This window comes from Spirosoma humi, assembly GCF_054776575.1.
The window spans coordinates 1,276,062-1,289,532 of record NZ_BAAHBR010000008.1 but is presented as its reverse complement, the minus strand read 5'-3'; the positions used below and the strand labels follow the sequence as shown (position 1 = coordinate 1,289,532).

Annotated in this window: 7 protein-coding genes; 3 read left to right on the top strand and 4 right to left on the bottom strand. The window is 53.3% G+C overall.

Annotation, left to right across the window (positions count from 1 at the left end):
• Window position 1: 1 nt before the first annotated feature.
• A complete protein-coding gene (locus ACYU8Y_RS14080; RefSeq protein ID WP_460938219.1) occupies window positions 2–3,184 on the bottom strand; it encodes a SusC/RagA family TonB-linked outer membrane protein in 3,183 nt (1,060 codons plus the stop codon).
• Between the two features lie 342 nt (window positions 3,185–3,526).
• Here ACYU8Y_RS14080 and ACYU8Y_RS14075 point away from each other — a divergent pair, with 342 nt between their 5' ends.
• On the top strand, window positions 3,527–5,314 hold the full coding sequence (locus ACYU8Y_RS14075; RefSeq protein WP_460938217.1) for an SGNH/GDSL hydrolase family protein: 1,788 nt from the start codon (window positions 3,527–3,529) through the stop codon (window positions 5,312–5,314).
• A gap of 115 nt (window positions 5,315–5,429) precedes the next feature.
• Entirely contained in the window at window positions 5,430–6,047 is a 618-nt protein-coding gene (locus ACYU8Y_RS14070; protein ID WP_460938215.1) for a DMP19 family protein, read from the top strand.
• Window positions 6,048–6,064: 17 nt separating this feature from the next.
• Here the strand turns inward: ACYU8Y_RS14070 and ACYU8Y_RS14065 are convergent, their stop codons facing one another.
• From ACYU8Y_RS14065 to ACYU8Y_RS14055, 3 genes are all read right to left on the bottom strand, one after another.
• On the bottom strand, window positions 6,065–7,900 hold the full coding sequence (locus ACYU8Y_RS14065; RefSeq protein WP_460938213.1) for a beta-N-acetylhexosaminidase: 1,836 nt from the start codon (window positions 7,898–7,900) through the stop codon (window positions 6,065–6,067).
• A 148-nt stretch (window positions 7,901–8,048) separates the two neighbouring features.
• Window positions 8,049–9,674: an FAD-dependent oxidoreductase gene (locus ACYU8Y_RS14060; protein ID WP_460939040.1), complete on the bottom strand. Its 1,626-nt coding sequence runs from the start codon at window positions 9,672–9,674 to the stop codon at window positions 8,049–8,051.
• A gap of 249 nt (window positions 9,675–9,923) precedes the next feature.
• Complete coding sequence (locus ACYU8Y_RS14055) at window positions 9,924–10,679, bottom strand: SDR family NAD(P)-dependent oxidoreductase (RefSeq protein ID WP_460938211.1); 756 nt, start codon at window positions 10,677–10,679, stop codon at window positions 9,924–9,926.
• A gap of 215 nt (window positions 10,680–10,894) precedes the next feature.
• Between ACYU8Y_RS14055 and ACYU8Y_RS14050 the strand changes: the two genes are divergently transcribed.
• Window positions 10,895–13,453, top strand: a complete 2,559-nt coding sequence (locus ACYU8Y_RS14050) for a DUF7133 domain-containing protein (RefSeq protein ID WP_460938209.1) — start codon at window positions 10,895–10,897, stop codon at window positions 13,451–13,453.
• Window positions 13,454–13,471: the final 18 nt, after the last annotated feature.

The following is a 13,471-nucleotide window of genomic DNA, read 5'->3' as shown; positions in this document are numbered from 1 at the left end:
GTTAAAAAGAAAGTTTCAGGTTCAGACCCAGGCTTCGGTTCGATGGTAACGTACCATACTCAACCCCCTGGAAGTTACCGTTGCTGATGTTAACATCGGGATCGAACCACATTTTCCGTTTACCAATACCGGGAATGTCCAGGATGGAGCTGCCCCGATAAAACCAGAACAGGTTGCGAGCCACAAACGATAAACGAGCCGACTTGATGAAGAAATTGGAAGGCACTGGAATGCCATAGCCAATCGACAATTCGCGAAGGCGGACGTTGGTGGCATCGTAAGCAAAAAACTCGCCCCATCCGTACCGTTTTCCTGATACCGTCTGCCAGAATTGTTCAGCCGTAATGGCCGTTGCGTTTGTTTTACCCGAACCGATCAGGGTTACGCCATCGGCACCGGCCACGCCAGCCGTAACACCCGGCAATACCCAGCCACCGTCACGCTTTTGGGCCGTCACTTCGGGAATACCGCTGAACGCCAGGTTCATTTCGGTACCTGATACAGCAATACCACCAAAACGGCCATCGACCAGCACGCGGAGTGAGAAGCCCTTGAAGGTGAACGTATTCGTTAAACCCAACAGCATTCTTGGGTTGAAATTCCCGATCAGTTCCTGATCTTTTGTGGCCACTGGCAATCCGGTCGATACCACAGAAGCTTCCGAAACCGTCGTACTGTTCGATTGGGAGCCAATCAGGTACTGGCCTGTTGTTGGGTCTTTCGCCCAGCGGTACGATACGATGTCGCCGTACGAACCACCCTCCGCCACAATCGGTGATGCCGACCGACCGAATCCGCCCGACAAGAATGCCGTTTTAATATCGGGAGACAAACTGATGATCTTGTTACGGTTCAGGCCCATGTTCAGCGTCAGATCCCACGAGAAACGGTCATTCTTGATGGCTGTTCCATTAATTACCACTTCAAGACCCATATTGCGAATGTCACCCGCGTTGATGTACTGATTGCTGAATCCGGATGCCGGTGCCAGGCCTAGTTTCAGCAACTGGTTAATCGAGTTTGTTCTATAGGCCGTAACAGTCGCCCCCAGGCGATTACTGAAAAACCGGGCATCAAGACCGATTTCTAAGCTTTTCGTAATCTCGGGTTTCAGGTTACCGATTGCCTGCGTACCATCCCGGCTAATAAAGCCGGATCCAGCGCCCTGGCTGTACGAATAAACGGTCTGGAGCAGGTAAGGATCGGCACCGTTACCCACCTGTGCAAACGATCCGTTGATCTTCAGGAACGAGAGCGGCCCCGACAGTTTTAGCAGATCCGACAGGACGACCGAAGCCCCCACCGATGGATACTGGAACGAGTAGGGTTTTGGCAAAGTTGATGACCAGTCATTCCGCAGGCTGGCGTTCACAAAAATAGCATCCCGCCAGGCCAACGATGCCTGTCCGAACAGGGATTGCGTCTGAACACGGGAAAAATCATCCGCGAGCGACTGGTTGGTACCGAAATTCAGGTTGTAGCGGTTCGGAACATTCAACCCATCGGCGGTGGCAGCGGTGGATTGGTAGCGGGTGTCCTGAATGATAGCACCAGCCTGGTAGTCGAGGGTAAGATCAGGACCAAGTTTATTTTTCCCTTCGATCAACAGATCATACCAGCTCTGGGTATTCACGATGTTGTTTCGCGAGAATTTACCACCCGGCTGATTAGCCCATAAAATTGTCCCCTGTCCGTAGCTTTCTTCGTTTTTATCAAAGTACTTATCGAGGTTGGCCCGGCCCTGAATGCTCAGAAAATCCGTTAGCTGATACTTGGCCAGCACAAACCCGATTACCCGATCCCGATACTGATTGATGGCTGTTTGGTTGGTCATCCAGTACGGATTCTGATAAATAGACGACAACGTTGATGGCCAGGCGGTTGGCGTAGGCTGACCGAAGGCGTTTGGCGATGCGTAGTTCTGGGCCGTGCTCAGGCTAATGTTGCGTGGAATCTGATACAGGTCGATGACAGGCGCGTTTTCTTCACCCGTCCGGGGTTTGTTCACCACCGACTGATTGATGTAGGTCACTTTGGCGTCGGTCGAAAACTTCGAGCTGATCTGATTCGATAAGCGCAGGTTAATGGTGTGGCGGGTCAGGTCATTGCCCGGCACGGTTCCCTGCAGCGAGTTGTTGGTGTAGGAAAGGTAGGTTTGCGACCGCTCCGAGCCCCCCGTAATACCGATGGAGTTGTTGAAACTAACCGCTGTGCGGAAGAAATCCCGAATGTTGTTGGGCTGCGCCAAATACGTATCGGGCTGGCCCAGGTAGTTGGTGTACGACTGGCCCGTCATGGCCGCGCCCCAGCTGGCCCCAACCGCCGGATCTAATTTGCCACCCACGCCCTGTCCGTACTGATTCTGTACCATCGGCAAGGCAAACGGCTTATCGACCGAAACGCCCGAGTTTACATCGACCGTCACCTTGCCCGCTTTCCCGCGCTTCGTCGTGATCAGGATGACACCGTTGGCTGCCTGGCTACCGTAGAGGGCAGCCGCCGACGCGCCACGCAGCACCGTTACGTTCTCGATATCGTCGGGGTTAATGTTGGAAGCTCCATCCGAGTTGGCAACACTACCGAAGTCGCTGGTGGCCTGCCCGAAGGTGCTGTTGTTGATTGGAACGCCATCGACAACCATCAGGGCATTGTTAGTACCCTGAATGGAGCGGTTGCCCCGCAGTACGATTCGGGAACCGGTTCCTGGTCCACCCGACCCCTGGGTGATGTAGGCCCCGGCAATTTTACCTTGCAGGGTGTTCAGCACGTTACCATCGCGAACTTCGTTGATCTGCGCAGGCTTGATCATCTGGGTAGCGTAGCTCAGGGCTTTCGCTTCCCGTTTGATACCAAGCGCCGTTACGACTACTTCGCCCAGTTGCCGATCATCGGCAGCCAGTGTTACCGTAAGCTGCGTTTGGCTGGCCGACACCGGAACCTCTTTGGCCGTGTAGCCCACCGACGAAACGGTCAGGGTGGTGGCTTCGTTGGGTACCGATAATCTAAATTCACCTGCGGCATCGGTTGTTGTACCGCGCGTGGTTCCTTTGATGACCACGTTTGCACCAGATATCGACTGACCCTGCTCATCGCGCAGGGTACCCGTTATTTGCCGGGTTTGCGCCCAGAGTGGTCCGGTTGCAGCAAATACCAACAAAAAACAGCAAAGTAAGTGTTTAAGCATAGGTTAGCTGAGGTTAAAAGTGAGTAATAGATTGGAAGAGAAAATTTCTATTTAACGGCAAAATGCAAAATTAAAGCCCAAGGTGCGCTCATTAATCAAAAAATTTATAAACTATCCTCTTATTTAACCTTTCTTTAATCTACCCCTTGCGCAGCAATTCTACCTAGTTGTGCGGTCGTATTTACAGAATTTTGGTTTTAGAGAGCGCATCGCTGTCGTGTGTCCGTAAAAATATAATGGGGAAGAAATGCAATTGGGTAACGGCTTAAAAAACTAATTTCATCTTGGCTACGTATCGTTACAGCCTATTTTTACCGGCCAATAAGTTCTACCGTTCAACTCATGAAAAAACCGTTACTTCTTTTCTGTCTGCTGGTCTATGCAACCCGGCTGATTACCGTTGCCCAAACGCCCGGCGAGTATGTATGGTGGAATCCCGCTAAAAACGATTTTCCTGTTATTGAAGGGCAGGGCTGGGCCGCTAAAGACAGACAAAACTCCTACGACCGCCTGCCCGCCACAGCCGAGAAACTAGTGCGTAAAGAGGTCTGGAATCTTTCGCATAGTTCGGCGGGGCTGATGATTCGGTTTCGAGCCACTACGGATCAGGTGGTTGTCCGGTATGGGGTGGGCAATAAGCAACAGGCCCTGCCGCACATGCCCGCTACGGGCGTTAGTGGAGTCGATCTGTACGTTGGCAACAGCGATGGCGACTGGTTATGGGCCGCCGGGAAATACACCTTTGGCGATACGATCCAGTATCGATTTGCCAACCTCGAACCCGGCGATTCATACAAACGAGGACGCGAATACCGCCTGTTTTTGCCTTTGTACAATTCCGTTCAGTGGCTCGAAATCGGCGTCCCAACCGGAGCAACGTTAACGCCCTTGCCCATTCGACCCGAAAAGCCGATAGTCGTCTACGGTACGTCCATTGCACAGGGAGCCTGTGCCTCGCGGCCCGGCATGGCCTGGACCTCGATTCTGAGTCGCAAACTGGACAGGCCGTTGATCAACCTGGGCTTCTCGGGCAATGGCCGACTCGAGTCGGCCGTCGTTGAGTTGGTATCGCAGGTCGATGCCAGCCTGTACGTACTGGATTGCCTGCCGAATCTGATTGCTACGGTGGGCATCAAACCCGATGAGATCAAAAGCCGGATTCTGGAATCCGTGAAAACACTGCGTCAAAAACGCCCGACTACCCCCGTCTTGCTGGTCGACCATGCGGGCTATACCGATGGCAGTATCAATCCCATCCGCCAGCAGTATTATACCGACGTGAACACATTGATGCACCAGGCATTTGTGCAGTTGAAAGCGGAAGGCATCAATGGAATTTACCTCCTGCCCAAATCACAAATTAATCTGGATATGGATGCCATGGTCGATGGAACCCACCCGACGGATTTGGGAATGCAGCAGTACGCCGATGCCTACGAAAAAAGCATCCGAACAATACTGAATGAGCCAGTGGGCAACCTATCGACCACGAAACCCCGCACCCAATACCGCGACGGATCGTTTGACTGGGAAATCCGCCACCGCGATATGCTGGCCCGGCTGAAGGCGAAGCCACCCCGGATTATCTTCATGGGCAATTCCATTACCCATTTCTGGGGTGGAGACCCCAAAGGCTCGCGTGTTAATGGCGCGGATTCCTGGAATAGCGTACTGGAGCCGCTGGGCGCCCAGAATATGGGCTACGGCTGGGACCGCGTCGAGAATGTGTTATGGCGCGTTTATCATGGCGAACTGGACGGCTACCAAGCCGACCAGGTGGTGCTGATGATTGGCACGAACAACATTCAGCTAAACACGGATGCCGAAATTGTAGCCGGGCTCAAGTTCCTGATCCAGGCCATTAAATCACGGCAGCCCACCGCCGAGGTCCTGATGGTGGGCATTTTACCCCGTCGGGATGGGGAAGCCCGCGTGGCTGCGCTCAACGAAGCCATTGCCCAGATGACCACCGAAGCGAATGCCGCCTTCATACAACCGGGTTTTGTTTTCCTGCAACCCAACGGCAAAGTCGACGAGTCCTTGTTCTCGGACGGACTGCACCCCAACGCTGAAGGGTATCGACGACTGGCCGGCGCACTAAAGCCCTATTTAAAAGGAGGAAAGAGATAAGTAACGCTTATGGAGAAAGCATACGTTATTTTTCGCTCCCGTAGAATGCCACAGAGACAACAAACCACAAAAAACTGCCATGAAACCAGGTTTATTATTGATACCTTTACTGACAATGGGCTCTCTCTTAGGCTGTTCCGAAAAACCGCATAAAGAAGAGAAAGTTAGTGTCAAAGACACCGTGGATACACGGGTAAGTAAGTTTCTTAACGACTTTAAGAATAGACCTATTTACAGAACGTTGACAGAACAAATTATTGATACGACATCAGACGAGAAACTGGTGCAAGTCGTTTTCGACAACTTAACCGAAAAGCTGCCAACCAGCTATACGGAAGAGGAAGAGTATGAAACCATACGGGGCTGGAATAAATCAAGACAGGCCATCTATATGATCTGGCTGCTGGAGTCGGAAGTAAACAACGGTGGGTACAATCAATTTTACGCTAACTCGGGTGGTCAGTATTCCAAGTACCTGCCAAGCGCACTAAAACTTGTCGGAGCAGACAGGTTAGCCGATTTGACCCAGCGCGCAAACGAGGTTTTCAAAAAAGAAAACGAAAAAAGCAGTGATAGTCAGGACAGTACAACTACCGAAAATAGCAAACCCTATCCTGACTATCTATTCAAACGATTTGATAACGACTTCTATGAGATTGCCCAGGTTGACAGTTTAAACCAGGTGCAAGTTGACTTTATTCGCAGCCACAAAGGAAAGTTTATTGATAACTAAAGCAGGATAAGCCGTCATTACTGCACTTTTTTCTCCGCCACGGGCATCATTACTTCCACCATTTTCCCAATGGGCTTTCCGTTCCGGTAGGCGATTACTTTTACCCGGTCGGCCCCTTTAGGCATCAGAAAAGGCTGGGTGTAGAGCGGAAAGTGATCGTCGGGTACGGTATTGTCCGTCGAGTAATACAGGTACGTATCGGGGAGTTCGTGGCTCAGCATAACCTCCGACATCCCCATGGGATGCTTTTTCAGCGTTACAATGGGATTGTACACGCTACGGGCGTAGTTCACATCCTGTGCGTCGAAGCGGTTGAAATGGGCTTCCACCCGCTTCATGAAGTCCAGCCAGTTGCGCTGGCCTTTAGAAGACCAGAAAACTTCCGACAGGGCAAAGGCCCGCGGCCAGGTCATGTATTCGGCGTGGCGGATGTTGGGGACCGACTCCGTCCAGAGATTACCTTGTCCACCCAGAATGAGGTCGGCCCGCACACTGTCGGGAACCGGTTCGAAGGCGTAGGAAGTACTTAAGCGCACCATACTGTAGGTACTTGGTTCGGCCGATGGCTCGCCCTGATACAGGTCCAGGTAACAGAATTGGGCCGGCGTCATAATGACCGGGTGGCCCTGTTTGGCCGCTTCGATACCGCCTTTCATGCCCCGCCAGCTCATCACAGTAGCATTGGGTGCCAGCGGAACGGTCGAACCGGTTCCCTCCAGAATTTCGTCCCAGCCGATGAGTTTTTTCCCCTTCGACTGCACGATTTTCTCTACCCGCCCTATGAAATAGCTTTGCAGTTCTTCGACCGTTTTGAGATTGTTGCCAGCCATCGTCACCTTACATTCCTCACAGGTCGCCCAGAAGCCTTTGTAGGCTTCGTCGCCCCCCACATGAATGTAGGGGCCGGGAAACAATTGCGCTACCTCGGTCAATACCTTGTCGATGAACAGATACGTACTATCGTTGCAGGGGTTCAGGTTGTTGTCTTCCAGCTTGTAGAATTTGCCATTCGTCGGCACTAACACCTGTTTTTTGCCACAGGCCAGGTTCGGGTACGCAGCAATGGCGGCCAGCATATGGCCCGGCATGTCAATTTCCGGTACAACCGTAATGTGCCGGTCCTGGGCATACTGCACAACTTCGCGGATATCATCCTGTGTATAAAATCCACCGTACGACGGCACTTCGCCCGGTTGCGCGTTTTCAATATCGCCCCAACGGCCACCCGTTCTGGCGGGTCGCCACGCTCCCACTTCGGTTAGCCGGGGTAAACTGTTGATCTGAATACGCCAGCCCTGATCGTCGGTCAGGTGCCAGTGAAAAACGTTGAATTTGTACTGCGCCATCTGGTCGATATACCGCTTTACGAACTGTTTATCGAAAAAGTGGCGACTCACGTCCAGCATCAGCCCCCGCCAGCCAAAACGGGGCTGGTCGCGGATATGCAGGGCTGGCACCGACTGCCCACGAAACGTGTTGGCCACCGGCAGCAACTGCCGCATCGTTTGCAGGCCGTAAAAAAGCCCGGCGGCTTCGGGAGCCGTCAGGAGAATACCCGTTGGCGTTACGACCAGATCGTATCCCTCCGGCCCGACACCCGGTACAGGAGCCAGCCGAACCGTTATGGCTTTTGTCAGCTTAGGCGCATCCGATGCGGGAATACCGGGCAGATTTTCCATAACCATCCGGCGCACATCGGTCACCGGGGTTAGAATAGCGAGCCGGGTTTGGGCCGTAATAGCGAACGTTCCTGTGCCGGGTTCGAGGGTTTGCGGAGCTGGAATCAGGGCCGGAATGGACATCTGGGCTGAAGCCGAAAACGCTAGAAGAAGCAACGCGATGAGTTTGTGCATCAAGTTCAGGTAGTAGACTGTCGGTTAGACAACCAAATTGGAATAGGGTTTAGACGACGAACTCAGCCGCCGGATTACGGTCTTTTTACGCGCGTTTTTCCGCTCCTACAGTTCGCTATACAATCTCCTCTCAAGTTGACTTACCAGATCACTTGGCTGGTGTCAGGGTTAACCGTTGTTTATCGGCCAATAGAACCTTACTCAGGGTTTCGTAGGGCAAACGTTGCGGACTGACCTTATTATCAATGCTCAGAACAGCCGCCGTTGCCGCCGACTGCCCCAGAATCATAAATACGGGTTCCATCCGGATGGAGCCGTAGGCAATGTGCGAACTGGACACACAAACCGGCACCAGCAGGTTAGCGCACTCGGTTTCTTTGGGCAGAATAGAGCCGTACGCAATTGAGTAGGGTTTATCGGGGTGCACGCCAATGTCGCCTTCGTTCTGCACAAACCCATCCGCTTTCACATACCGCTGGGCATTGTGCGCATCGAGTGCGTAGGAACCCATGCCTATCGGTTGCGGCACGGTAGTCTTGCCCAGCGCATCGGCTTCTTTCATGACAAACACGCCGAGCATCCGACGGGCTTCGCGAATGTAGAGCTGATGCGGCCAGTTGCCGTTATCCGTAAATTCATCTTTGGCCAGGCCCCACTGCTGCATTTGTTGGTGCACATCGGCCGGAACGCGCGCGTCATTCGCCAGGAAATACATAAGCCCTTTCTGATAGAGCTCATGGTCTTTGATGATCGCCCTCCGGCGTTCGTACGTAGCCTCCGGGTAATCGTAATTTTTGCCGATATAGTCGGTACTGAAGGGACCGTGGTTGTTGGTATCGGTTTTTCGGTTAGGAATAGGGTCATATTTGTCGAAGGTTTCGCGCCAGCCGGTGGCAAAAACACGGGCGAGTAGTTCATAGCGGTCAGCGTTATAGCCTTCGGGCTTCGGAAAAGGCACCCGGTTGTCGGGGTGATTACTAAGGCACATCCTGAAGCAGTAGCTCTGTATTTTCGAATCGCCCGTTCCGTTGGCGGTTGGCTGCTCGGACGAGATTTCGGGGAGCAACCCGCTGGCCGGATCGCCCGGCACCTTGTATGGGCTAACGTTGGCTTTGAAATAATGGCCGTGCTGAAACACCCCCGCCTGTACACCATTCCAGGTCTCGCCATAGACGCTGTTGGCTTCGCGCCCCACATGGTAGGTTACGCCCGCTGCGGCCATGAGGTCGCCCTCGTAGGTGGCGTCGATGAATTGCTGTCCTTCGTAAACCATGCCGCTCAGGGTGCGAAACGAACGAATGTGTCCGGTCTGCTTCGTTACGCCTTTAGATGATCGATCGAGCCACTCATCGCGATAAATTGTCAGTTTGTACTGCTTAACGAAATCCTCAAAAATCTGCTCGGCCGCGTGGGGTTCAAAAATCCACATCGTTCGGCTGGTTCCATCAATGGCGGGCGTTCCCTGGCCTTTATTACCGTATTCTTCCGGCTTTTGCCAGGCCCAGGACTCTTTCTTCTGATAATGCTGGTACAACCGTTGATAGAACTCACGGGCCAACCCGCCAATAACTTCTTTATTACCCGTATCGGTGAAGCCCAGTCCACCCGACGAAAGACCACCCAGGTGCGTATCCGGCGAGACGACAATGACCGATTTACCCATCTTTTTTACTTGGACGGCAGCCATCACAGCCGCCGATGTTCCGCCATAAACGATTACATCGGCACGCCGAACGACGGCCTTCGGGGGGTGAACAGGCCGGGCTACCAGCATAGTGGTCGTTGATGAACACAGAATGGCGTATGCAACCAGGCATAACTTACTCAACAGGCCGTTTGCATTACGGCCATCCCTACGGACGTTTTTCATAAAAAAAGAGATAAACTAATAGGCCTTAATCAATCTAGTACCATCGGGTACGTGTTTAAAAGACCCCTATAGGCAGTGGTTTACTTGATCAATACCAAGGGCCAACTCCTTTACCGGGTATACACCCAAATGTCGACACCATTCTGTGCGGAATCAGTAAGTAGCCCGACCGCCCGACAGATCGAAAATAAAGCCCGTATTGAAGCTTGCTTCTTCCGACAGGATCCAGGCGGCCAGGGACGCCACCTCGTCTACCGTTCCCAGCCGCTTCATGGGTATTTTGGCCGTCATGTACGCCAGTTGTTCGGGGGCGGTATGCTCGTTCAGGGCCGTCCTGATAACCGCTGGAGCCAGCCCATTGATGGTAATTCCCGTTTCGGCATACTCTTTCCCCACGCCTTTTACCAAACCGATCACACCCGCCTTCATCGACGAATAGCCCACCATAGACGGATTGCCTTCTTTACCGGCAATCGACGCCAGGTGGAGTATCCGGCCATAATTGGCCTTCTCCATGATTTTGATGGCGTACTTCGTCATCAGAAAAGCACCCCGTAAATTGATCGCGTAGATCCGGTCGTATTCATCGACGGAATAGTCCGTAATTTTCGTGCTGGTTGGTCCCACAATTCCTGCCGAGTTGACCATAATGTCGAGCCGTTGGTGGACCTGCGCGACCTGTTCGACGGCTTTTTCTACCGATGCCTCGTCCGAAATATCGACAACGTATCCGGTTACGCTGTACCCGTAGCCAGCAAACTCTGCCACTGTGCGGTCGAGTAAAGCGCCATTAATATCGAACAACGCAACCGTGGCTCCTTCCGAAGCAATTCGACGGGCAATCCCTTTGCCGATGCCTTCCGCACCGCCCGTAATAATGGCGACCTGATGTGTAAATCGATTTGACATGCAATGAACCTGTTTCGCGGATGTAATCCTGTTGTTTTTAAACCAAAAATGAAGTCGTATATACTGTCCTGTATGTTCTTTTGACGGTTTGATAGGCCAGTTGTGAAATTTGTAGAAATAGTTGTAGTATTTGTCACGCTCAGTAAGCTTTTCATACCTGGTGATCGTTTTAACAACAGAGTGTTACACTGAACGTTATAAGCCACTTGTATTCCATGGTGAAGCCCGCCTATTATATATGTCTCCTAGGTGCTAGCCTTTTTTGTCTGGTAAGCTTTAAAGGTAAATTTGGTAGTTTGTTGGACGAAGGGCCCTCCCCCGCCCGAACGCCCACCGAAGAACTCGCTACGTTTCAACTCGAACCCGGCCTGAAACTGCAGCTCGTTGCCGCTGAGCCCATGGTTCAGGACCCCGTCGTTATGAGCTTCGATGAGGATGGCCGACTGTGGGTTGTCGAGATGCGTGGATTCATGCCAAACATCGATGGCGAAGGCGAAAATAAACCCGTTGGCCGGATCTCCGTACTGGAAGACACGAATGGCGATGGCCAGATGGACGTGAGCAAGGTTTACCTCGACAGCCTGGTGATGCCCCGCGCGCTGTCCCTGGTTCCGGGCGGGGTGCTGGTGGCCGAGAACGGTGCCTTGTGGATGACCAAAGACCTGAACCACGACGGTAAGGCCGACACCAAAACACTCATCGACAAAGACTATGCCGGCAGTGGCCTTCCCGAGCATTCGGGTAATGGTCTCTGGCGCGGCATGGATAACTGGCTCTACAATGCCAAATCGCGTTTTCGGTACAAAGAGGTTAATGGAACGTGGCAACGCGACAGTACGGAAGCCCGCGGGCAATGGGGTATCAGCCACGACGACCAGGGACGGCTGTATTACAACTACAACTGGTCGCAGTTACACGCCGATCTGGTGCCACCCAATTACCTCTCCCGCAACAAGCACCACACCCCCACAACGGGAATCGACTATGGCCTGACCATCGACCGGCGGGTGTACCCGATCCGGCCCACGCCAGCGGTTAACCGGGGGTATATACCCGGCACCCTCGATAAAGAGGGGCATTTACGGGAATTTACGGCCGCCTGCTCGCCCCTCGTTTATCGAGGTACGGCATTACCGGAGCCTTTCCATGGCAATGTATTCGTGTGCGAACCAGCCGGTAATCTGATCAAGCGAAACATATCCGAAAATAAGGAATTGCTCATTGCCGCCCACGATCCTCACCCCGGCAAGGAGTTCCTGGCCTCGACCGACGAACGGTTCAGGCCCGTTCACCTGACGACGGGGCCAGATGGGGCGCTGTATGTAGCCGATATGTATAGGGGTCTTATTCAGCACAGCGCTTATGTAACGCCCTACCTGAAAGAACAGACGATTGCCCGTGGTTTGGTAAAACCCGTAAACTACGGCCGCATCTGGCGAATTGTTCCCGAGAACTGGCAAGCATCGAAACCCAGAAAACTGTCTGACGCATCGTCAGCCGAGCTGGTTGCCGAGCTTTCCAGCCCCGACGGCTGGCACCGGGATATGGCGCAACGACTGTTGATCGAGCGTAAGGATCAAAGCACCCGACAATCCCTGATGGATTTAGCGCAGAAAGGCACAAATCAGTTGGGCCGTTTTCAGGCTTTATGGACGCTGGATGGGCTAGAGATGAGTACGCCAACGGTCCTTTTTGGCCTCCTGGCCGACCACAACACCCTCGTCAGAACGACGGCACTTCGGCTACTCGAACCCATGGCCAAGAAAGATAAGGCTGTGCGCACCCAACTGGGGGAGAAATTGCTGAAGGAATGGGACAAAGCTCCTATTGAGCAGGTGCTCCAGATGGCCTTGACGGCGGGGGTACTCGACCAAAGTGCCGCGCAGCCCCTGCTGGCGGGTATTGTAAACCGATATGGCGAATCCGCGCTGATTCGGGATGCCGCGCTTAGCAGCCTTCAGGATCGGGAGTTTGCCTTTTTACAAAGCCTGACAAAATCACCAGCCTGGCAGGCGACGCAGCCCGCGAAAGAAATTTTTCTGGAGATGCTGACCACCTCCGTGATCCGCAAGCGGAATCCATCTGAACTGACAGCCCTGCTGGCCATGCTCCATACACCAAAGGCCGCTTTGACCTGGCAGGAAAAAGCGATCTTGACGAGCTTGTCGATTCAGGGGAGCAACAGCAAACTGAAACCGATCCGGCTGGCAGCAGCACCCAAAATCATGACACAGTCGGCGGGCAAGATCGACCCCGCCCGCCTGGCTACACTGGGCGCTATGTTCGAATGGCCGGGACACGTTGCCGGTCCGAATAACCTGCCCAAAAAGAGTCTGTTAAACGACGATGAGCAGAAGCTCTTCGCATCGGGACGGCAGCACTACCTCAGCACCTGCTCGGGCTGCCACGGTACCGACGGTGCCGGACTAAAGCGATTTGCCCCGCCCCTCATCGGATCTGACTGGGTACTGGGCGACGAAAAACGCCTGTCGCTTATCGTCCTGCATGGTATGGAAGGCCCCATAGAAGTCGCCAAAAAAGTGTATGACGCGCCGGATATTCTCCCCGTTATGCCCGCCCACTCAACGATGGACGATGGCGCGATTACGGCCATTCTGATGTACATCCGCAATGAGTGGGGCAACAATGCAGGCCCCATCGGGAAGCGCACAGTAGGCATGACACGGGTCACTTCGCAGGGTCGGGTGGTTCCCTGGACCGCTAAAGAATTGAACAACTATATCGCTGAAGGCAAGGCAACCAGCGGCAAATAACCGGACAACCTATCCCAT